Below are 20,250 nucleotides of genomic sequence, written 5' to 3' on the forward strand. Positions count from 1 at the left end.
GTATGTTTATACAGTATTTCTTTGCATCACATATGAATTGCTCAGACTCAACATCTGCAGCGCCGGAATCCTTGCATCCGTCGCTCTGGCTCGCCTCCCAGCTCGCGCGCGCCAGTACGCACTGCATCGATACCGGCCATCCCTTGTTGTCGTCCCAGTTGCCCGGCGGGGGCTGGCCGACGGGAACGCTCATCGACCTGATGCTGCAGCAGCCCGGCATCGGCGAAATGCGGCTGCTGCGTCCCGCGCTGGAGCAGGTCGCCGCGCGCCGCATCGTGCTGCTGCAGCCGCCGCATCCGCCGCAGGCGCTGGCGCTGGCCGCGCTGGGAGTGCCGCCGTCGCAACTGATCTGGCTGCGCACCAGCCGCACGGCCGATGCCCTGTGGGCGGCCGAGCAGGTGCTGCGCAGCGGCAGTTGCGGGGCGCTGCTGTTCTGGCAGAGCCAGCACCTGCGCGGCGAGAACCTGCGCCGCTTGCACCTGGCTGCGCAGGCGGGGGAAACCTTGTTTTTCATGATGCGCCCGCTGGCCGCCGGCCAGGATGCGTCGCCGGCGCCGCTGCGCCTGGCCTTGCGGCCGCAGGCGGGCGGCATCGAGATCGACTTCGTCAAACGCCGCGGGCCGCAGCGCGATGCGCCGCTGTTCCTGCCCCTGGGCTTGCCCTTGCCCCTCACCACTTACCTGCAACAACGCCATGCGTCTCTGGATCGGTCTGCACCTGCCCCGGTTGCCGCTCGAGGTCTTCGCTCCGAGCTGGTCCACTGACGCCGGCAGCGTCGTGCTCGAGCAGGAGCGCGTGCTGGTGGCGTCGACCCTCGCCCAGGCGGGCGGCGTCCGCACCGGCATGCGCCGCGGCGGCGTGCTGATGCTGCTGCCGGATGCCCGGCTGCACGAACGCGCGCCGCTGCTGGAAGCGGAAGCGCGCAACGCGGTGGCCATGGCGCTGCTGCAGTACACGCCGCAGGTGGCGGAAAGCGAGGAGTCGACCCTGCTGATGGACGTCGGTGCCAGCCTGCGCCTGTTCGGCGGCGTGCGCGCGCTGTGCCGGCGCGTGTACGCCAACGTGAGGGCGCTGGGCTTTTCCGCCTCGCTGGCCTGCGCCCCCACGGCGCGCGGCGCCTGGCTGCTGGCAAGGGCGAGGGCGGGGCGCGTGCTCAAGATGGCATCGCTGCTGCGCCGGCTCGACCGCCAGGCCTTGCTGCTGGCGCCGCCCGCGCGGCCCTACGCCTCCTGGTTCGACGGCATCGGCTGCGCCACGCTGGGAGAACTGCGGCGCTTGCCGCGCCCCGGCCTGCAGCGCCGCTGCGGCCGCGAACTGCTCGACCTCGTCGATGCCGCCTACGGCCTCGCGCCCGAGCTGCACGAATGGATCGTACCGCCCGAGACGTTCGACGCGCGGCTGGAATTGTTCGACCGCATCGACGATGCCGAGCTGCTGCTGGAGGGCAGCAAGCGCCTGCTGCTGCAACTGACGGGCTGGCTATGCGCGCGCCAGCTCGCGGTGGAACGCATCACCCTGAAGCTGGAGCACGAGCGGGGCAGGGTGGCGCGTCCGCCCACCTGCGTCGAGGTGGCGCTGGCCGAACCGGCCTGGCGCGACGAGCACCTGATCCGCCTGCTCCGGGAGCGCCTGGCCAAGCTGGCATTGGACGCGCCCGTGATCGGCCTCGGCCTGGAAGCGCTGCAGGTACAGCCGATGGCGCCGCCGAACGCGTCGCTGTTCCCCGAGCCGGGCGGCACCGAGGAAGACCGCATGCGCATGCTGGAGCTGTTGGTGGCGCGCCTGGGCCCGGACAATGTGCTGCAGCCGCTGCCGAATGCCGATTACCGTCCCGAGCAGGCAAACGCCTGGGTGCCGGTGCAGCAGAAGGTGAGGGAAGCCGCCCGCAACGCCCGCATGCCGCCCGACGTGATGAGCCTGCCGCGCCCGACCTGGCTGCTGGCCAAGCCGATCGCGCTGCTGATGCGCGACCACCGCCCGTTCTACGGCTCGCCCTTGAAGATGGCGTCGACGCCGGAACGTATCGAGGCCGGCTGGTGGAACGGCCCGCAGACGCGCGACTACTTCATCGCCGAAGGGCAGGACCACACGCTGTACTGGGTGTACCGCGAGCGCCTGGGCAGCGACGACGGGGAGCCGCGCTGGTTCCTGCATGGGCTGTTCGGCTAGGCCTTTCCTACAAACGGGCTTCCCGAAAACGGCCCTTCCGGACGGCCGGCGGCCAAAGTCCGCCAAACGCGCTAGCATAGCGGCATCATCGCACCGCACAGCAATCGCAACAGAGGACCTATGCTCACCGAACGCATCGACTTCCCCGGCCCGCACGGGAAAATCTCCGCCAAGCTGGACGCGCCGGACGGCACCCCGCGCGCCTACGGCATCTTCGCCCACTGCTTCACCTGCAGCAAGGACGTGCTGGCCGCCACCCGCATCGCGCAGGGCCTGGCCGCCCAGGGCGTGGCCGTGCTGCGCTTCGACTTCGCCGGGCTGGGAGCCAGCGCGGGCGACTTCGCCGACACCAATTTCTCGTCCAACGTCGACGACCTGGTCACGGCGGCCGACTTCCTGCGCGCGAAGTTCGCCGCGCCGGCACTCCTGATCGGCCACAGCCTGGGCGGCGCCGCCGTGCTGGCCGCGGCCCACCGCGTGCCGGAAGCGAAGGCCGTCGTCACGATCGCCGCGCCCAGCGACCCGCACTACGTCGTCGACAACCTGCTGTCCGAGCACCTCGACACGATCACCAAGCTGGGCGAGGCGCGCGTGCGCCTGGCCGGCCGCAACTTCAACATCCGCCGCCACTTCGTCGAGGATGCGGCCCGGCACAAGATCCACGAGCACATCGCCAAGCTCGGACGCGCGCTGCTCGTGATGCATGCCCCCCAGGACGATACGGTCAGCATGGACAACGCGACCCGCATCTTCGAACTGGCGCAGCACCCGAAGAGTTTCATTTCGCTGGACGGCATCGACCACCTGATCACGGGGCGCGAGGATGGCGCCTACGTGGCCGGCATCATCGCGGCGTGGAGCGCGCGCTACCTGGCCTAGGCTTTCCACTCCATGCGCTGCACCTGGATGTGGGGGTGGCTTTCCAGCGGCTCCCACTCGTCCAGGAACGCGAAGCCCTGACGCTGGTAGAACCGGACGGCGCGCGCGTTGTCCGGCGCGACGTCCAGCACCACGCGCGCGTGGCCGCCCGCGACCGCATGCGCCTTGACCGCGTCGACCAGGCGCCGCGCCGCATCCGAGCCGCGCTGGCCCAGCGCGACCCACATGGCGATCAGGTTGTAGCGGCCCAGGGCGTCGACCACGCCGCCCGCCAGTCCCACCGCTTCATCGCCCTCGACGGCCAGCCAGAAGCGCGACGGCGCCCGGCCCGCCGCCCGATCCTGCCAGTGCGCGTCGCCGTTGGCTGCCGCCTGCTGGTGGCTCACGCCGAATGCAGTGGGGGCATCGCGCAAGGCGGCCAGGCGGATGGCTTTCAGGACTTCCCAATCGGCGGCTTCGGTGGGGCGGATCAGCATCTGAGAATTCTCTTTTTCCTTGGATGGGGGAACCATCCTCTCATGCCGGCCGCAGCGCGGCAATATGCGACAATGCCGCCCCATTGAAGGAGGAGGAAGATGCAGCACTTTGAACGGCGGCGCGACCGCTTCGATCTCTTCGACCGCATGGACAGCCCGGCGGTCAATATCTGCTTCGCGATGGAGCTGCCGGATTTCCGGCCCTGGTGCAAGGAGCAGGGACTGGGGACCTTCCACGTGATGCTGTGCGCCGTGCTGCGCGCGGTGCTGAAGATCGAGAATTTCCGCTACCGCATCCTGGACGGGAAGGTGATCGAGATCGATCGCCTGGTGCCGTCCTTCACCGTCATGAACCAGCACGGCGACCTGAATTTCGCCCAGTTCGACTGGAGCGACGATGTGCGCGAATTCGTCGCGCGCGGCCGCGCGGCTGGCGCCGAGGCCTCGGCGATGACGGAACTGAACCTGAAATACCGCACCATGCTGCCGCGCGAAGCGAAGGAGCAGGTGTTCGTGACCTGCATCCCGTGGCTGGACTTCACGTCGATCCAGCATCCGACGACGACGCTGGCCGTGCCCGACATCCCGTCGCTGGCGTGGGGACGGTTCCGCGACGCGGCGAACGGCCGGCTGCAGCTGCCGTTCTCGGTGCAGGCGCACCACGGCTTCGTCGACGGCTACCACATCCACCTGCTCGCTCGGCAGATCGCGGCGGAGCTGGACGCCATCATGCAGGGGCGGCCCGGCTAGTCGCAGCTGCCCCCATCGCAACTGCTTCCGCAACTGCTGCCGCCATCGCTGCAGTTGTCAGCCCCGCCGTCCGAGCAGCTATCGCCACTGACATCGACCATCAGCAGGCTGCTGACGTCTGAGAACGTTTCGGTGCTGCCCTCGGTACGACGCCGCAGCGGCAGGGGTATGAATCGCTTGTCGACGAGGCCTGCCTCAACCAGCGCCGCCATCGTCAACTCCGGATGCGGACAGGCAGTCTGACTGGGCATGCCGTTCTGGTCGAGCTTCACATGATCGATGCGGTCGCGGTGTAGCCAGTAACCATGCCCTTGCGGCATGCGCAATTCTGCATCGATACGAAACACGCAAGGCAGGAACGATGCATGCGGCATCAGTCCCTCGGCTCTTCTACCGGCGACCAAGGTGTTTGCCAACGCCGGGCCGGTAAGGCGGACGCGATCGATATGAGGCACGGTACGGTTGAAATGCTGGAGGCTGAAGCGTTCCAGGTCGGCGGCATCCCAGCGCAACCAGGCATGCCAAACCGAGTCCGCCGCTTTCGACGGCAACGCGTATGGTCCGCTGCCACGTCCCACCGAATCGAAAAAATTGAGCAAGCCTTCGGCCGCACGGATGAAGAAGTAGCTGTCCGTGCTGATGCTCGGATATTCCTGAGGAGCGCTGGCGCGCCAACACGTTTCCAGCTCCTCCGGCAGTCCCGTGAGTGCTGTCTCGTAGGGTGAGTTTCGTATGCGCTTGACGGTGCGTCGCTTGTCGAGCCACTTCATCATGATCCCGGTTCCTTCGCTGCTGATTCGGTCAGCGTTCAGCTTAGAGAAGCTGCAGAGGTAGCGGGTGATGAAGAGCAGTTGCAGCAAGGAAATTTATCAAGAAGGCGTATGAATATCGGGATACGGCGCATACCCCCGCACCTCGCTCAGGAACCCTTGTTCCAGGTAGGCTGGGATCTTCTCGTACTCCGCCAGCACGCGCCGGCGGAACTCGTCGTGCTCGTGCCAGCAGTCGGCCGCCACGCCGAAGTAATTCACGGGGCAGGCCGAGACCGTCAGGCCCGGCCAGTGGCGCTCCAGCGTCATCAGGTAACGCCGCAGCGAACACGCCTTGCCGATCACGAGCACGCTGCGGACGGCGGCGCGACCGACCGTCTCGTCCAGCTTCTGCATGCCGAGGATGACGTTGGCGCCCGTATTGGTCGCCTCCCGTTCGAGCACGAGGGCCGAACCCGGCATGCCCAAGGCTTGCAGCCGGCGCGCGATGACGTCGGCCTCGGGTTCGGGGGCGCCCGCGGTCGCGCCGCCCGAGACGAGCAGGGTACGGAACATGCCGCGCTCCCACAACGCCATCGCGGTGCCGCAGAATTCCTCGACGCCGTGGCGGGTACCGAACAGGAAGCCGAGGTCCGACGGCAGCAGCGGGACCTCGGGCATCATGTAGGCGCCGACCAGGCGAAGGGCGTCGGGGCTCATGGCGCGGGCTTGCGTGTGCTTACTTCAGCGCCGAGTAGATGCCGTCCAGGCGGTCCTTGGTGCCCGGGATGCGTTCCAGGCGCGGATAGCGCAGGCCGCCGCGGTAGTCGAGCGACACGGTGCGCAGCACGTTGCCCTTCTTGACCAGCAGTTCGATCGGCTTGCCGTCCTTGGCTTCCTTGATCGCCTTCTTCAGCAGGTCCGCCTTGTAGCCGCGGTTGTTGACGGCGACGATGGTCGAGTTGGCGGCCAGGCCGGCGCGGAAACCGACGCCGTCCCAGATCACGTTGCGGATGCCGCCGTCGGCGGTCACGGTGAAGCCCAGCGAGTAGCTCAGGTCCGTCGTCTTGTTGCGCTCGTCGGCACCCTTGATCAGGTCCGTCGGGGTGTCCGTGTAGACGAGCTTCCAGCCGGCGCGCGCCAGGCCGTCGAGCGGGGCGCCCGGGCCGTGGCCGTCCAGTTTCGAACGCAGGAACGCGGCCCAGTCGTAGGGCTGGACCTTGTTCAGGGCCGCGACCACGTCCTCGAAGGTGTAGAACTCGGGCAGGAAGCTGCCGTCCTTGATGCCGTAGAAGGCGCGCGCGAAGTCGTTCAGCGAGCGCTTGTCGCCGGACAGTTCGCGGATACGGGTGTCCACGTCCAGCCAGATCAGCTGGCCTTCCGAATAATAGTCCTCGCTGCGCTGCCAGTTGGACCAGCCCAGCGGGCGGCGTGCGTTCAGGATCGGGTCGTTGACCGTGTCCTGCATGGCGCGCCATGCGCGGCCGGCGACGTTGTCGTAGCGCGCGGCGGTGGCGGCCAGCGCGTCGCGCGCGCCGCTCATCGAGACCAGGCCCGAGCGCGCGGCCAGCACGTTGCCCCAGTACTGGGTCTGGCCTTCGTAGACCCACAGCAGCTCGTTCTGCAGCGGGGTGTTGAAGTTGGGGACGTTCTGGCCGGCCGGGCGGCGGAACTTGCCGTCCCACGAGTGGGTGTACTCGTGCGGCAGCAGGTCGCGGCCCGCTTCGCTCTTGGCCCAGTCGGTGAAGTAGCCCGGCTTGACGCCGTTCTCGCTCGACTGGTGGTGCTCGCGGCCGATGCCGCCGAATTCGTCCGACAGCGCGAACAGGAAGTCGTAGTGGTCGTAGTGGTGCGAGCCAAACAGTTTATACGCTTGCTGGACCAGCGCGCGGTGGGCGGCGATCTGTTCCGGCTTGGCGTCCAGGCTTTCCGGGGTGTCGGCGAAGACGTTCAGGCGCACCGGCACCTTGCCGCCCGGGTCGAGGTCGAACGTTTTCGCATAGCGTCCCGCGAACAGCGGCGAGTCGATCAGCGTTTCCAGGTCGTGCGGCTTGAAATGCACGTCGTCGCCCTGGCGGTCCTGCGTCTCCAGCGCGCTGGCGTACTTCCAGCCGGCGGGCAGCTTCAGGTTCGGCTGTACGGTGATGCGGCGCGCGACGTAGCCGGCCGGGTACAGCGTCACGGACGGCCACTGCACGCCGAGGATGTCGTCGGTCATCGTGATGCGGCCCTGGGCCGTGTCCAGCGGCGACAGGTACTGGTACTCGGCTTCCAGCGTGGTCGCGCCTTCCGGCACGGTGACGTGGAAGGCGAACACCTGCACCGGGTCGCGCGTCCACTCGACCGGCTTGCCGTTCGCCGTGAACTTCAGGCCGGCCAGCTGGGTGATCGGGCCGTTCGGACCGTGGTTGGCCGGCAGCCACTGCGGATACAGCAGCGTCAGCGGACCCGGCTTGACGGGAATCGTCATGTGCATGCGGAAGATCTGCTGCGACAGGTTGGTCGCATCGACGTTCAGCACGATGGTGCCGGGGTAGGGCTGGTCGACGGGTGCCGGGACGTCGGCATGGGCAGGGAAGGCCAGTGCAATGGCAAGGGCAACGGTGGAGGCGGAACGCGTGGCCAGCGTCTTGAGGCGCTGTGGAGTACGGTCGGTCATGGCGGTACCTGTGGGGGACGAGGGAAACGGTGAAACGGGCCAGTGTAGCACGCAGTATTGGACAAAAAGACATGGAATTTCTGGCACGCAGCGATGCAAATAAAATTCATTACTAAGGCATAAAAACCATATTTCGTATGCCTTGAAAACGCCTTGGCGGGACATTAGATTGGACTCAACGGATGCTCACGATGAGGTCCGGAAACTTATCGCTTGATTTTTTAAAGGATACTTACCATGCGTACTTTCGATCTGACCCCCCTGTACCGTTCCGCCATCGGCTTCGACCGCCTGGTCAACATGCTCGAGCAGCGCGCCGAATCGGCCCCGAGCTACCCGCCGTACAACATCGAGCTGGTCTCGGAAGACAAATACCGCATCGTGATGGCACTCGCAGGTTTCACCCGCAACGAGATCGAGATCGTTGCCGAGCGCGACACCCTGCATGTCACCGGACGCAAGAACAAGGACGAGCAGCAGCGTACCTTCCTGCACCGCGGCATCGCCTCGCGTGATTTCGAACAGCGCTTCCAGCTGGCCAACCACGTGAAGGTCGTCAGCGCCGGCTTCGACAACGGCATGCTGACCATCGAACTGGTGCGTGAAGTGCCCGAAGCGTTCAAGCCGCGCAAGATCGCGATCGCGGACGCCAACGGCAATACCGACAACGTGCAAGTGCTGGAGCAACCGGGCCAGCAGCAAGCCGCGTAATCGGCAGGTAATCGTAGGGTGGGCACCATGTGCCCACCAAACACAAGAGGCGCTGCGGCGCCTTTTTTATTTTGCGGCAGTCCAACGCACACGTATCTCTTGTGCCGCCATCGCGTATCACCGCGTGGACGGCGAAGCCGTCCACCCTACCTTAAGCCACGCCTAATACGGGGCCGAAAAAACTTAAGGATGATCTAAGACTGCTGGGCCACACTACTCCCTACCAAAACAGCTTCATCGAACCACTTTTTCCAATCCAGGAGTCGTCCATGCAAAACGAAGGTGCCACTGCCATCACCGCAAAACGTCTCACGCTGGCCCTGTGCGCGGCCGGCGTCATTGGCGGAGCGGTCGGCGCGGTCGCAGTCAATCACAATAACGCAGTCGCCGCCGCCGAGGCAGCCGCCCGCGCTCCCGCCGCCGCCGCTCCCGCGCCGGTACCGGCCGCGCCGGCCCCGGTCGCGGGCAATTCGCCCGCCGCGGCCTTGCCCGACTTTACCCAGATCGTCTCGCACAACGGCGCGGCCGTCGTGAACATCCGCGTGGTCGGCACCACGAAGGTGTCGCAGCGCCAGATGCCGCAGTTCGACGAGGACGATCCGTTCTTCGAATTCTTCCGTCGCTTCCAGCAGCCGCAGCAACCGCGTGGCGGCGGTCGCGGGGAAGTCGTCTACGGCGCCGGATCGGGCTTCATCGTGAGCCCGGACGGCGTCATCCTCACCAACGCGCACGTGGTGCGCGATGCGTCCGAAGTCACGGTCAAGCTGAAGGACCGCCGCGAATACCGCGCGAAAGTCCTGGGCTCGGACCCGAAGACCGACGTGGCCGTGCTGAAGATCGACGCCAAGAACCTGCCGGTGGTCCCGCTGGGTAACACGCGCAACCTGCAGGTCGGCGAGTGGGTGCTGGCCATCGGTTCGCCCTACGGCCTGGAGTCGACCGTGACGGCCGGCGTGGTCAGCGCGAAAGGCCGCACGCTGCCGAACGATTCGGTGCCGTTCATCCAGACCGACGTGGCCGTCAACCCCGGCAACTCGGGCGGTCCGCTGTTCAACACGCGCGGCGAGGTGGTCGGCATCAACTCGCAGATCTACAGCCAGACGGGCGGCTACCAAGGCCTGTCGTTCGCGATCCCGATCGACGTCGCCGTGCGCATCAAGGACCAGATCGTCGCCACCGGCAAGGTGCAGCACGCCAAGCTGGGCGTGGGCGTGCAGGACGTAAACCAGGGCTTCGCGGATTCGTTCAAGCTCGATTCGCCGGACGGCGCGCTGGTCGCGACCGTCGAGCGGGGCAGCCCCGCCGACAAGGCCGGCCTGAAGTCGGGCGACATCATCCGCAAGCTCAACGGCCAGCCGATCGTGGCCGGTGGCGACCTGACGGGCATCGTCTCGATCGCCAAGCCGGGCGAGAAGGTCGCGCTGGAAGTCTGGCGCGAAGGCAAGATCGTGCAGCTGAACGCCACGCTGGCCAATGCCAACGACAAGCCCGACGTGGCGGACGGCGACAACCTGGCCAGCAACAACAGTGGCGCCAAGCTGGGCCTGGCCCTGCGTCCGCTGGAGCCGCTCGAACGCCGCCAGTCCGGCATCATGGCCGGCCTCGTGATCGAGGATGCGGGCGGTGCGGCCGAAGCCGCCGGCGTGCAGCCGGGCGACGTCCTGCTGTCCGTGAACGGCAAGCCGGTGAACTCGGTGGCGCAGGTACGCGACGTGGTGAGCAAGTCCACCAAGTCCGTGGCCTTGCTGATCCAGCGGGGAGATGACAAAATCTTCATCCCTGTGCGGATCGGTTAAGGCATCGTGAGTTCTTTCATCCGCATGGTTTCTGAGAATCGGGGGATTTGATGCGGCTGCTGCTGGTGGAAGACGATACGATGATCGGCGAAGTAGTGCTCGACCTGCTCAGGGCCGAGCACTACGCCGTCGACTGGGTCAAGGACGGCGAGATGGCCGACACGGCCCTGATGCAGAACCAGAACTACGACCTGGTGGTGCTCGACCTGGGCCTGCCGCGCAAGGACGGCCTCGACGTCCTGCGCTCGATGCGCTCGCGCAAGGACCGCACCCCGGTGCTGGTCGCCACGGCGCGCGACGCCGTCGCCCAGCGTATCGCCGGCCTCGACGCCGGGGCCGACGACTATGTCCTGAAACCCTACGACCTCGACGAACTGCTGGCGCGCATCCGCGCGCTGCTGCGCCGCGCCGCGGGCAGGGCCGAACCCGTCTTCGAATACAAGAACATCTCCGTCAATCCCGCCACGCGCGAGGTGCTGGTCGACGGCCAGCCGATCGTGCTGTCGGCGCGCGAATGGGCCGTGCTGGAAGCGCTGGTGGCGCGTCCGGGCGCCGTGCTGTCGCGCGCCCAGCTCGAGGAAAAGCTGTACAGCTGGCGCGACGAGGTCAGCAGCAATGCCGTCGAAGTCTATATCCACGGCCTGCGCAAGAAGCTCGGCAGCGACCTCATCCAGAACGTGCGCGGCGTGGGCTATATGGTTCCGAAAGCATGAAACGGGTATGAGGATGAAAGTCACGCACTCGCTGCGCGGGCGCCTGCTGTGGTTCCTGCTGGCGGCGATCACCATCGCCGCCGTCGCCCAGGCCTTCATCGCCTACCGCACCGCGCTGCAGGATGCCGACCAGATCTTCGATTACCACATGCAGCAAATGGCGCTGTCGCTGCGCTCGCGCATCCCGCTCACCAGTACCGAGGAAACCGCCAACGTCGAGACGCCGGTCGCCGGCAACGACGACCTCGTCGTGCAGGTGTGGTCGCCGGACGGCGTGCAGGTGTTCAAGAGCGTCTCGCACGCGCGCCTGCCGCAACGCGCCGTGCTGGGATTTTCCAATGTGCGGGCCAACGGCACGACGTACCGCATCTTCTCGATCCAGGCCAACAGCCAGACCGTGCAGGTCGCGCAGGACCTGGCCGTGCGGCGCAGCATGGCCAGCAACCTGGCCCTGCGCACGCTGGGGCCCATCGCCGTCATGATGCCGATCCTGATGCTGGTCGTGTGGTGGGTCGTCAGCGGTTCGCTGGAACCGGTGGCGCGCGTGCGCAAGCAGGTCGCGTCGCGCCAGGCCGACGATCTCTCCCCTGTTTCCGAAGCCGGCTTGCCGGACGAGGTGCGCCCGCTGGTGCACGAACTGAATTTGCTGTTCGGCCGCGTGCGCACTGCGTTCGACGCCCAGCAGCACTTCGTCGGCGACGCCGCCCACGAGCTGCGCACGCCGCTGGCCGCGCTGAAGCTGCAGGTGCAGAGCCTGGAGCGCGCCAACGACAATCCGGAGGCGCGCCGCATCGCCATCGGCCGCCTCGGCGCCGGCATCGAGCGCGCCACGCGCCTGGTCGAGCAGTTGCTGGTGCTGGCGCGCCAGGAAGCGAGCGCGACGCCGCACCAGGCTGTCGACCTGGCTGGCGTGGCCAAGCGCGCCGTCGCCGACCTGGCGGGCCTGGCGCAGGCGCGCAGCATCGACCTGGGCCTGCAGCGCGCCGACAGCGCGGACATCCAGGGCCAGCCGGACGCCTTGATGATCCTCGCCCGCAACCTGGTCGACAACGCCATCAAGTACACGCCCAACGGCGGCACGGTCGACGTGTCCGTCGTGGCCGACACGCGCGCCGTGCGCCTGACGGTGGAGGACAGCGGTCCCGGCATTCCGCCGGAAGAACGCGAGCGCGTGTTCGACCGTTTCTATCGCGTACCCGGCAGCGACGCGGCCGGCAGCGGGCTGGGACTGGCCATCATCAAGTCGATCGCGCAGCAGCATGGCGCGACGCTGGCGCTGGGCGAGTCGCAGCGGCTGGGCGGCCTCGAAGTCACCGTGACTTTCCCAGGGTGAATGGTGGGCACGTGGTGCCCACCCTACGAACAGCCGCAAGGCATTACATGCCCACCGTTCACGCCGATCACGGCAATTCGTACAAGCGGATCACCGCCCCGATCCCGTCGATCTTCTTGACGAGCCGGTAGCGGCTGCCCAATTCCTTCATGACGATGTCGTCCGGGTCGTACAGGTTCGCCAGGCGCTCGACGAGCCAGACGCGCCGGTGGCCTTCGGCGAGCGCACGCACGCGGGCGGCGTCTTCCGGCGCGATGTTCGGCGCGCCCGAATTGCCCGTGTAGGTGCGTTCCAGTCCCAGCGCGGGGAAGGGGCCGGGGAGGTAGGTCACGGCCGGCCCGGTGCCCGGTTTCATGTAGTAGGCGACGGGCATCTGGATCTCGTTCGGGAAGGCGAGCACCAGGTCGCCGGGCCGGCTTTCCTGCTTCAGCTGGGCCAGCGTCTCGCGCCAGTTTTCCGTCTGCGAGCGGTAGAAGTTGGCGACGGCATAGGCGGACAGCGCGAGGATGACGGCGACGGCCGGCAGGCGCCAGCGCGGGCGCAAGGCGTGGATGCCGAGCGCCAGCAGCACCATGCCCAGGGGCGCCAGCCACTCGAACAGGCGCGACAGGAACACGGGCTTGAGCAGGAAGCTGTAGGCGGCCAGCGCCAGGATCGGCAGCGCCAGCACGCAGCCCAGGTGCCAGAAATGGGCGCGCGCGTGCTTCCACAGCCAGGCAAAGCCGGCCAGCACGAGCAGGGCCACGGGATAGTGCATGATGGGAGCGCCGCTGATCACGCTCCAGGCGGCGATCGTGTTGGACGGCTTGAAGTGGATCCAGTAGCTCAGCTTGGCCATGGCCGCGCTCTGCTTCATCAGCATCGGCACGAACGGCGACCACACGAGCAGCGCGCCGATGCCGGCCAGGCCCACGGCCAGCACCTGCGTGCGGCGCGGGCCGGACGTGCACAGCAGCAGGGCGGCGACCATGCCGGTCCAGATGCCGAAGGCGGCGAACACGCCCGTGTTGTGCAGCCACATCGTCACGCCCGTGGACAGCGCGAGGCCGACCACCCAGGTGCGCAGGCGGCCCGAAGGACGCAGGAATTCGAGGACGAGCATCGCCGAGAAGAACACGGCCAGCGAACCGCTCAGCGCCTGGATGCCGTAGGGGCGCGCCTGCTGGGCGAAATTGATGCTGTAGGCGTTCGCGGCCAGGAACAGGGCCGCGAGCAGGGCCACGCGTTCAGCGCGCGCGCCCAGCCGGGCCTGGCGGGCGCAGACGGGCAGCAGGAACACGGTCAGCACGCTGGCGAGGACGGACATGCTGCGCATCGCCACCTCGCCCGTGCCGAACAGCGCGGTCCAGCCCTTGAGCAGCGTGTAGTAGAACGGCGGGTGGGTCTCGTACAGCGGCACGCTGGTCCACAACTCGTGCAGGGGCACGGCGGCGAACCAGGCGCTGTAGGTCTCGTCCAGCCACAGCGAGCGGCTCGCCAGCGTGGGCAGGCGCAGCGCCAGCGCGAACAGGGTCACGAGCGCGCACAGCGTCCAGAAGCGCGCGGCGGTCAAGGGGGCCGGGCGGTCGACGCTGCGGTCCGCGCCGAGGCCGGCGACGGCGGAGGGGTTAGCGAGCTTTGCTGACACGGAAGGTCCACATGGAGTTGATCGCGTAGGTCGCGCACATCAGGATGGCCGTCACCATCAGCTGGGCCAGGCGGTAGTCCAGGCGCAGGCCGTCGACCAGCACGGCCATCAAGGCGCCGTTGGCGATGGCGGCCAGGCCCGCGGTGGCGAAGAAGCGCGAGGCCGTGCCCCAGTCGAAGTGGCCGAATTTGCTGGCTTGTTGGCCGCGGAAGGTGAAGGCCGCGTTCAGCACGAAGTTCACGACGGCCCCGACGACGGCGCCCAGCACCGAGGCCGGCACGGGCTTGAGCGCGCCCATCGACACGGCCGTCAGCAGGAAGGCGTAATGGGCGGCCGTGCCGGCCACGCCGACCACAGCGTACATCAGGAAGCGCCGGAGCGCCGCGCGGTCACGCATGCGCCGGCGTCCTTTCGTAGCGCTTGCGGATCAGGTACACGGGACGCCCCTTCGATTCGACGTAGATGCGGCCGACATATTCGCCCAGCACGCCGATGCCGATCAGCTGGATGCCGCCCAGCAGCAGCACGGCCGTGGCGAGCGATGCATAGCCGGGCACGTCGACGCCATAGATCATGGTGCGCAAGACGAGCCAGACCGCGCGGATCAGGGCGAAAATGGCGACCGAGACGCCCAGATAGGTCCAGATGCGCAGCGGCAGCGTGCTGAAACTGGTGATGCCTTCGAGCGCGAAATTCCACAGCTTCCAGCCGGAGAATTTGGTCTTGCCGGCCGCGCGCGCTTCGCGCTTGTATTCGACCACGGCCGTCTTGTAGCCGACCCAGGCGAACAGGCCTTTCATGAAGCGGCAGGATTCCGGCAGCGTCTTCAATGCATCGCAGACGCTGCGCGTGAATAAGCGGAAATCGCCCACGTTTTCCGGAATCGGCACGTCCGACACTTCGTTGTGGACACGGTAGAACAGCAAGGCCGTCCATTTCTTGAGGGCCGAATCGGATTCGCGGTCGGCGCGCTTGGCCAATACCACTTCATACCCTTCGCGCCATTTTTCGACCAGCTTGCCGATCACTTCGGGCGGGTCCTGCAAATCGGCGTCGAAAGGCACGATCAGGTCGCCGCGCGCTTCGAAAATGGCGGCCGTGAGCGCCGCCTCCTTGCCGAAATTACGGGTCAGGTCGATCACGCGCACGCGCGAGTCGCCCTGGGAAAACGACACCAGGCATTCCAGCGTGCGGTCGCGGCTGCCGTCGTTGACGCACAGGATCTCGAAGCGGATATTCGGAATGGCTTCGAGTTCGGGAATGACCCGCGCAAAGAAATGCGCGATCATTTCCTCTTCGTTATAGAAGGGGACAACCAGCGACAGCAATGGCATGGTATCCATGACCCGCTTCGCCTGCATGGCATGCTCCGTCATTTCCCCGATAGAAAATGAACGCTCTACGGGTGGATCGGCAAGCAGCGATTCTTTGGACAAGCTCATTCAGGATCCCTCCACATCGACGTCTGGTCTTATGCATCAGCGACGCTAAAAATAGCACATCCTTCAATATTGTGGCTTCACGTTGCGGCGCAATTAAGGGTAATGCCGGCGAGATATGGAAAGTTCGGCTCAACAATAAAATCTTCGGGAATAACCCAGCAATAAAAAACCGTCGTTCCTGCGCAGGCAGGAACCCATGCCGAGTTCCCGAGGTCAGTATTTCTGAAGCCTGCGCGTGCTTCCGAGATACCGAATTCCGGGGTTCAGCATGGGTTCCCGCCTGCGCGGGAACGACGGTTCATGTGTTACCGCTTTTTTAGAACTTATGCGACAAGCGCGCGAAATACGCCGCGCCATTCAGGCCGAACTGCACGCTTTCGTACTTGAAACCGTTATCGGTTTCGTTCGGATCCTGTTCGGTCGGATGCACGTTGAAGATATTCGTGCCGCCCACCGTCAGCTTGGTCTTGTCGCTGAAGGCCCAGGTAAAGGCCAGGTCGGCCGAGGTCTTCGACTTGTAGTGCTGGTTCGGCACCGGCGGGCCCGAGAAGGTGCCCAGGGTCTGCGGACCGTAGTTCACGATGCGGAAGTCCGTCTCCAGCTGGCCCAGGATATAGTCGAAGTCCAGCGTGACCTTGCGGCGCGGGCCGCCTTCCTCGATGAACAGGCGCTCGCGCTCGGACAGCAGCACGTCTTCGTAGCCGGCCAGGGCGGACGGCGCATGCACGCCCGTCACTTCGGTCTTGCTGAAGTTGGCGGCGAGGAAGGTGTTCAGCTTGCCGGCGCCCAGCGGCATGCGGTGCGACGCCGTCAGGTCCAGGCCGCGGGTGCGGGTGTCGACCGAGTTGACGAAGAACTGGGCCTGGCCCACGCCCAGGTTCTGCAGGATCGCGCCCAGCGCCGGGTAGTTGTCGGCGTCGAAGCGGCCCGACAGCACGATGCGGTCGTCGATCGAGATCTGGTACAGGTCGGCCGTGACGGAGATCGACGACGTCGGGGTCCAGGTGGCGCCCAGCGTGAAGCTCTTCGACTTCTCTTCCTTCAGCTTCGGAATGCCGGCCGCGTTGGCGACGGTGCCGCCGTTCGGCGCCAGCACCACGTCCAGCGGCACGCCGCTGACGAAGTCGGTGAAGGTCGAGGAGAAGAACACCTGCTGCAGCGACGGCGCGCGGAAGCCCGTGCTGGCCGAGGCGCGCAGCAGGATGTCGTCGGTCGGCTTGTACGAGCCGGCCAGCTTGCCGGTGGTGGTCGAGCCGAAGTCGGAATAATGCTCGTAGCGCACGGCGGCCTGCAGCTTGGTGCGCGGCGCCACGTCGGCCTCGAAGTCGAGGTAGGCGGCGCTGCTGTGGCGGTTGCGGTCGGTCGCGTCGCCCGGCTGGAAGCCCGGGAAGCCCTGGCTGCCGGCATTGCCGCCGAAGCCGACGCCGTCGGCGTCGATGTAGGAGCCCGGTTCGCCGGCGAAGATCTTGTAGTTCTCGGCGCGGTACTCGAAGCCGAAGGCCGCGTTCAGGCCGCCCAGCACGCCGTCGTAGAAGCGGCTGAAGTCGGCGTTGGTGGTCAGCTGGCGGAAGGCGAAGCCGCCGGCGTCGAACTGCGACGGGCTGATGCCGCGGCCGCCGTTGATCAGGTCCAGGTTGGCGATCGAGGCGTTCAGCGTATGGGCCGTCGTGTAGCGCATGCGGTTGTAGCCGTAGGTCTGCGAGAAGTCGCTGGCCCATTCGCCGAGGCGGGTGCGGTAGCCGATGGTGCCGTAGCGGTCGTCGACGTCGGCGTCGATGAAGGGGACGAAGCCGTTCGGGTACATCGCTGCCGAGTTGCGCGACGGGATGTCGTCGGAACCGACGCCGCCGCGGGCGAAGGCGGCCGAGGAGGCGTCGCGGTCCTGGGCGCCGGCGGTCAGGTACAGCTTGCCCGGGCCGAGGGGGAATTCGCCGTTCAGGTAGACCGTCTTGTTCTTGACCTTGGAGTCGCCGATGATGCGCGGATTGCCTTCTTCGGCGCGGTTCGAGCGGCCGCGGTCCAGGTATTCGCCGGTGATGCCCAGCACGCCGCCGCCGACGGCCACGCCGCAATACGCCGAGGCGAGCCAGTTGGTGCCGTCGCCTTCCGTGTACTGGCCGGCGCCGAGCACGGATTCGCAGCCGAGGGTCTTCTTGAGCTGGATGTCCATCACGCCGGCGATCGCATCGGAGCCGTACTGCGCCGCCGCGCCGTCGCGCAGCACCTGTACGTTGCTGATGGCCATCAGCGGGATCGCGTTCATGTCGGTGCCCGTGTTGCCGCGGTTGCGCGCGCCGAACAGGTTCACCAGCGCCGTCGTATGGCGGCGCTTGCCGTTGATCAGGACCAGCGTCTGGTCCGAGCCGAGGCCGCGCAGGGCGGCCGAGTCGACCAGGTCGGCGCCGTCGGCGCCGCTCTGGCGGGTCGAGTTGAACGACGGCGAGATATTGGTCAGCGTCTGCGCCAGGTCGAACTGGCCGCCTTGCTCGGTGACCTTGGTCATCGGGATGTAGTCGACCGGGACGACGGTGTCGGTGGCCGAGTTGTTGCCCACGCGGCGCGAGCCGACGATGTTCACGCTCTGCATGCCGCCGTCCTGGCTGCTTGCTGCCGGCGTGACGGCCTGGTTCTGTGCGGTGGCGCTTGGCGCGAGAGCGAACGCCGCGGCGCCGGTCAGGCCAAGCAGGATCGCCTGGCGAATCGGTGTCAGTTTCAAGTAAGTGCTCCCCTGGGAAAAAATAAATCCTAATCAATTAATCCCAGAGCAACAATTACCTCGTCTCATAAGTACAACAGGTTTGGTTATATGCGTGAGAATTGCACCGAGGGCGAGCGGGTGCTGCTCATCCGTGGTGCATGGATGCTCAATCCGCGTGAAATTCCGGCGCCGATGCGAACAGGTCCCAGGCGGCGATGAACAGCGCAGCGACGACGGGCCCGATGACGAAGCCGTCCAGGCCGAACAGCGCCATGCCGCCCAGCGTGGACAGCAGCACGACGTAGTCGGGCATCTTGGTGTCCTTGCCGACCAGCAGCGGGCGCAGCACGTTGTCGACCAGGCCGATGACCACGACGCCGTAGACGATCAGGCCGATGCCTTCCCACAGCGAGCCCGAGACCATGAAGTAGATGGCGACCGGGGCCCATACGATGGCCGCGCCGACGGCGGGCAGCAGCGACAGGAAGGCCATCACCACGCCCCACAGCAGCGGGCCCTGGACATCGAGGAACCAGAACGCGATGCCGCCCAGCGTGCCCTGCGCGGCGGCCACCAGCACGTTGCCCTTGACGGTGGCGCGGATCACGGTGGTGAAATTGTCGAACAGGCGCTGCTTGTACATGCGGCCCAGCGGCACGGCCTGGCGCACGCGGCGCGCCAGGTTGTCGCCGTCGCGCAGCAGGAAGAACAGCAGGTACAGCATGATGGTCAGGCTGACCAGGAAGTCGAGCGTCATGCTGCCGACGTTGAGCGCGTACTTGCCGACCACCTGGCTGGCCTGGGCCGCGACGGCGGACAGCTTCTGCTGGATGGTCGCGAGGCTGGTCAGCTCGAAGCGTTCCAGCAGGCCGATCATCCAGTCCGGCAGCACGCCGATGACCTGGCGGAAGTAGGCGCCGAAGTCGATGTGGCCGGCACTGACCTTCGCGTACACGGCAACGGCCTGCTGGACCAGCGAGACACTGATCAGGGCCACGGGGATCAGCACCAGCACCACGATCACGAGCAGCGTGAGCAGGGCCGACCCGTTCTTGCGCTCCACGCCCGTCTTCTTGTTCCTGGTGAGCGCGACGAACTTGCGGTACAGGGGCGCGAACAGGATGGCCAGCACGACGCCCCAGAACACGGCGCCTGAATAGGGGAGGAGGATCCAGCCGAAACCGATGGTGACGATGGCGAGGAGGAGCAGGAAGACTTTTTGCTGGAGCGTGTATTCGGTCATGGGCAGGTTGGGATCCGGGCAATCATGTGATTCAGATAATACGCTGACCCATGATAGACGATCCGGACGCTGGCGCACGCTTGGCGATGGCGCGCATGCGGGCCCGTCCTGCTCCGGGACGATGTGGGGGCTAGCCGCCGTCGGCGGGCGTCGTGGGGGACGCCTCGTCTTTCTTGCGCCGGCTGTGGTTCGCGGCCACCACGCCCACGCCCAGCAGGGCAAGACTCAGCATGGTGCCGATCGAGGGGGCGGACAGCCAGCGCAGCGGCTGCTCGGGCGCCTCCAGCGGCGCCAGCCGCTGCGGATCGGAATCGGACGGCGCCGCGGCCGCCGGCGGCGCTTCTCCCGCGAACAGCGCGAGCATCTCGCGGATGAAGGCGTCGGCGTCCTGCGGGCCGCGGCTGGTGAGCAGCAGGCCGTCGCGCACCGTGTCCCGGTCCAGCCAGGCGGCGCCGGCATTGACGAGGTCGTCGCGGATGCCGGGCCAGGCCGTCAGCGTGCGGCCGCGCGCCAGGCCGCAGGACACCAGCACCAGCGGCGCATGGGACATCGCGGCGATCGGCTTGCCGAGGGCGTGGACGTCGCACACGAAGTCGCGCGCCGGGGCCGACTGGCGCAGCAGGTCGGGACCGATGTAGCCGCCGGGGAGCAGGAGACCGTCGTAGTCGGCGGCGCGCGCCGTGTCGACGGCCGCGTCGACCTTGAAGAGTTCCGCGGACTGGTGCACCTGCATGCCGCGGATGCGGCCGCGGCGCAGGGCGAGCAGGGTGGGCTGGGCGCCGGCATGCTTGAGCGCCGCGAGGGCGGCTTCCAGTTCGGCCTGCTCGAAGCCGTCGGCGGCGAGCACGGCGATGCGTTTGCCGGCGAGTCTGTCTGAATCCGTCATGTTATCTCCCGTGGACATGCAGCAGAGTCGTCCGGGAGGGGATTAGTTCCGGCGGATGAGCGCGAAAGGCAACGCACACCGTCGTCGGCCCTGCGCAGGCAGGGCTCCAATGTTGTTCG

The 20,250-nt window shown here is 66.8% G+C and carries 18 protein-coding genes; 8 read left to right on the forward strand and 10 right to left on the reverse strand.

Annotation, left to right across the window (positions count from 1 at the left end):
* The first annotated feature begins 32 nt into the window (after positions 1-32).
* The 3 genes from imuA to QPK32_RS06625 all read left to right on the forward strand — a co-directional run bounded on the left by imuA (position 33) and on the right by QPK32_RS06625 (position 3,048).
* Complete coding sequence (gene imuA, locus QPK32_RS06615; RefSeq protein ID WP_290411989.1) at positions 33-764, forward strand: translesion DNA synthesis-associated protein ImuA; 732 nt, start codon at positions 33-35, stop codon at positions 762-764.
* Positions 694-2,169 (forward strand): DNA polymerase Y family protein, encoded by a 1,476-nt coding sequence (locus tag QPK32_RS06620; protein WP_290411990.1) that lies wholly within the window; start codon positions 694-696, stop codon positions 2,167-2,169. The genes imuA and QPK32_RS06620 overlap by 71 nt, the downstream gene beginning before the upstream one ends.
* 120 nt (positions 2,170-2,289) lie before the next feature.
* Positions 2,290-3,048, forward strand: coding sequence for a S9 family peptidase (locus tag QPK32_RS06625; RefSeq protein WP_290411991.1), 759 nt, complete (start codon positions 2,290-2,292; stop codon positions 3,046-3,048).
* Here the strand turns inward: QPK32_RS06625 and QPK32_RS06630 are convergent.
* Positions 3,045-3,524: a GNAT family N-acetyltransferase gene (locus QPK32_RS06630; RefSeq protein WP_290411992.1), complete on the reverse strand. Its 480-nt coding sequence runs from the start codon at positions 3,522-3,524 to the stop codon at positions 3,045-3,047. The two genes, QPK32_RS06625 and QPK32_RS06630, sit on opposite strands and share 4 nt — an antisense overlap.
* A 99-nt stretch (positions 3,525-3,623) precedes the next feature.
* Here QPK32_RS06630 and QPK32_RS06635 point away from each other — a divergent pair, with 99 nt between their 5' ends.
* Positions 3,624-4,274, forward strand: a complete 651-nt coding sequence (locus QPK32_RS06635) for a CatA-like O-acetyltransferase (RefSeq protein WP_290411993.1) — start codon at positions 3,624-3,626, stop codon at positions 4,272-4,274.
* Here the strand turns inward: QPK32_RS06635 and QPK32_RS06640 are convergent.
* The 3 genes from QPK32_RS06640 to QPK32_RS06650 are packed head-to-tail and all read right to left on the reverse strand — an operon-like array spanning position 4,271 to position 7,682.
* Positions 4,271-5,134, reverse strand: a complete 864-nt coding sequence (locus QPK32_RS06640) for a hypothetical protein (protein WP_290411994.1) — start codon at positions 5,132-5,134, stop codon at positions 4,271-4,273. The two genes, QPK32_RS06635 and QPK32_RS06640, sit on opposite strands and share 4 nt — an antisense overlap.
* 9 nt (positions 5,135-5,143) lie before the next feature.
* Complete coding sequence (locus QPK32_RS06645) at positions 5,144-5,743, reverse strand: YdcF family protein (RefSeq protein WP_290411995.1); 600 nt, start codon at positions 5,741-5,743, stop codon at positions 5,144-5,146.
* A gap of 19 nt (positions 5,744-5,762) precedes the next feature.
* The gene (locus QPK32_RS06650; protein ID WP_290411996.1) at positions 5,763-7,682 is read right to left on the reverse strand and encodes a M61 family metallopeptidase; all 1,920 of its coding nucleotides are present in this window, start codon (positions 7,680-7,682) and stop codon (positions 5,763-5,765) included.
* 237 nt (positions 7,683-7,919) lie between these two features.
* On the opposite strand from QPK32_RS06650, the gene QPK32_RS06655 reads away from it, so the two are divergent.
* The 4 genes from QPK32_RS06655 (at position 7,920) to QPK32_RS06670 (ending at position 12,235) form a co-directional block, all read left to right on the forward strand.
* Positions 7,920-8,393 carry an Hsp20 family protein gene (locus QPK32_RS06655; protein ID WP_290411997.1) on the forward strand — a complete coding sequence of 158 codons (474 nt, stop codon included), beginning with the start codon at positions 7,920-7,922 and terminating at the stop codon, positions 8,391-8,393.
* 269 nt (positions 8,394-8,662) lie between these two features.
* A complete protein-coding gene (locus tag QPK32_RS06660) occupies positions 8,663-10,189 on the forward strand; it encodes a Do family serine endopeptidase (protein ID WP_290411998.1) in 1,527 nt (508 codons plus the stop codon).
* 50 nt (positions 10,190-10,239) lie between these two features.
* Positions 10,240-10,902, forward strand: a complete 663-nt coding sequence (locus tag QPK32_RS06665) for a response regulator transcription factor (protein WP_290411999.1) — start codon at positions 10,240-10,242, stop codon at positions 10,900-10,902.
* 13 nt (positions 10,903-10,915) lie between these two features.
* Positions 10,916-12,235, forward strand: a complete 1,320-nt coding sequence (locus QPK32_RS06670; RefSeq protein ID WP_290412186.1) for an ATP-binding protein — start codon at positions 10,916-10,918, stop codon at positions 12,233-12,235.
* 67 nt (positions 12,236-12,302) lie between these two features.
* Here QPK32_RS06670 and QPK32_RS06675 read toward each other — a convergent pair whose 3' ends face one another.
* The 6 genes from QPK32_RS06675 to QPK32_RS06700 all read right to left on the reverse strand — a co-directional run bounded on the left by QPK32_RS06675 (position 12,303) and on the right by QPK32_RS06700 (position 20,131).
* On the reverse strand, positions 12,303-13,862 hold the full coding sequence (locus QPK32_RS06675; RefSeq protein WP_290412000.1) for a glycosyltransferase family 39 protein: 1,560 nt from the start codon (positions 13,860-13,862) through the stop codon (positions 12,303-12,305).
* Complete coding sequence (locus tag QPK32_RS06680; RefSeq protein ID WP_290412001.1) at positions 13,843-14,259, reverse strand: GtrA family protein; 417 nt, start codon at positions 14,257-14,259, stop codon at positions 13,843-13,845. The genes QPK32_RS06675 and QPK32_RS06680 overlap by 20 nt, the downstream gene beginning before the upstream one ends.
* Positions 14,252-15,205, reverse strand: coding sequence for a glycosyltransferase family 2 protein (locus QPK32_RS06685; protein WP_290412002.1), 954 nt, complete (start codon positions 15,203-15,205; stop codon positions 14,252-14,254). The genes QPK32_RS06680 and QPK32_RS06685 overlap by 8 nt, the downstream gene beginning before the upstream one ends.
* Positions 15,206-15,620: 415 nt before the next feature.
* Positions 15,621-18,020: a TonB-dependent siderophore receptor gene (locus QPK32_RS06690; RefSeq protein ID WP_290412003.1), complete on the reverse strand. Its 2,400-nt coding sequence runs from the start codon at positions 18,018-18,020 to the stop codon at positions 15,621-15,623.
* A 148-nt stretch (positions 18,021-18,168) separates the two neighbouring features.
* A complete protein-coding gene (locus QPK32_RS06695; protein WP_290412004.1) occupies positions 18,169-19,245 on the reverse strand; it encodes an AI-2E family transporter in 1,077 nt (358 codons plus the stop codon).
* A gap of 130 nt (positions 19,246-19,375) precedes the next feature.
* The gene (locus tag QPK32_RS06700; protein ID WP_290412005.1) at positions 19,376-20,131 is read right to left on the reverse strand and encodes a DJ-1/PfpI family protein; all 756 of its coding nucleotides are present in this window, start codon (positions 20,129-20,131) and stop codon (positions 19,376-19,378) included.
* Positions 20,132-20,250 lie beyond the last annotated feature (119 nt).

This window comes from Massilia sp. YIM B02763 (assembly GCF_030412015.1).
GTDB lineage: Bacteria > Pseudomonadota > Gammaproteobacteria > Burkholderiales > Burkholderiaceae_D > Telluria.

Excerpts from the sequence above, each read along its gene's own strand:
- imuA (WP_290411989.1), top strand. The coding sequence starts at position 33 with ATGAATTGCTCAGACTCAACATCTGCAGCGCCGGAATCCTTGCATCCG.
- QPK32_RS06645 (WP_290411995.1), bottom strand. The coding sequence starts at position 5,743 with ATGAGCCCCGACGCCCTTCGCCTGGTCGGCGCCTACATGATGCCCGAG.
- QPK32_RS06680 (WP_290412001.1), bottom strand. The coding sequence starts at position 14,259 with ATGCGTGACCGCGCGGCGCTCCGGCGCTTCCTGATGTACGCTGTGGTC.
- QPK32_RS06625 (WP_290411991.1), top strand. The coding sequence starts at position 2,290 with ATGCTCACCGAACGCATCGACTTCCCCGGCCCGCACGGGAAAATCTCC.
- QPK32_RS06620 (WP_290411990.1), top strand. The coding sequence starts at position 694 with ATGCGTCTCTGGATCGGTCTGCACCTGCCCCGGTTGCCGCTCGAGGTC.
- QPK32_RS06665 (WP_290411999.1), top strand. The coding sequence starts at position 10,240 with ATGCGGCTGCTGCTGGTGGAAGACGATACGATGATCGGCGAAGTAGTG.
- QPK32_RS06635 (WP_290411993.1), top strand. The coding sequence starts at position 3,624 with ATGCAGCACTTTGAACGGCGGCGCGACCGCTTCGATCTCTTCGACCGC.
- QPK32_RS06700 (WP_290412005.1), bottom strand. The coding sequence starts at position 20,131 with ATGACGGATTCAGACAGACTCGCCGGCAAACGCATCGCCGTGCTCGCC.
- QPK32_RS06655 (WP_290411997.1), top strand. The coding sequence starts at position 7,920 with ATGCGTACTTTCGATCTGACCCCCCTGTACCGTTCCGCCATCGGCTTC.
- QPK32_RS06685 (WP_290412002.1), bottom strand. The coding sequence starts at position 15,205 with ATGGATACCATGCCATTGCTGTCGCTGGTTGTCCCCTTCTATAACGAA.
- QPK32_RS06670 (WP_290412186.1), top strand. The coding sequence starts at position 10,916 with ATGAAAGTCACGCACTCGCTGCGCGGGCGCCTGCTGTGGTTCCTGCTG.
- QPK32_RS06630 (WP_290411992.1), bottom strand. The coding sequence starts at position 3,524 with ATGCTGATCCGCCCCACCGAAGCCGCCGATTGGGAAGTCCTGAAAGCC.
- QPK32_RS06695 (WP_290412004.1), bottom strand. The coding sequence starts at position 19,245 with ATGACCGAATACACGCTCCAGCAAAAAGTCTTCCTGCTCCTCCTCGCC.
- QPK32_RS06650 (WP_290411996.1), bottom strand. The coding sequence starts at position 7,682 with ATGACCGACCGTACTCCACAGCGCCTCAAGACGCTGGCCACGCGTTCC.
- QPK32_RS06660 (WP_290411998.1), top strand. The coding sequence starts at position 8,663 with ATGCAAAACGAAGGTGCCACTGCCATCACCGCAAAACGTCTCACGCTG.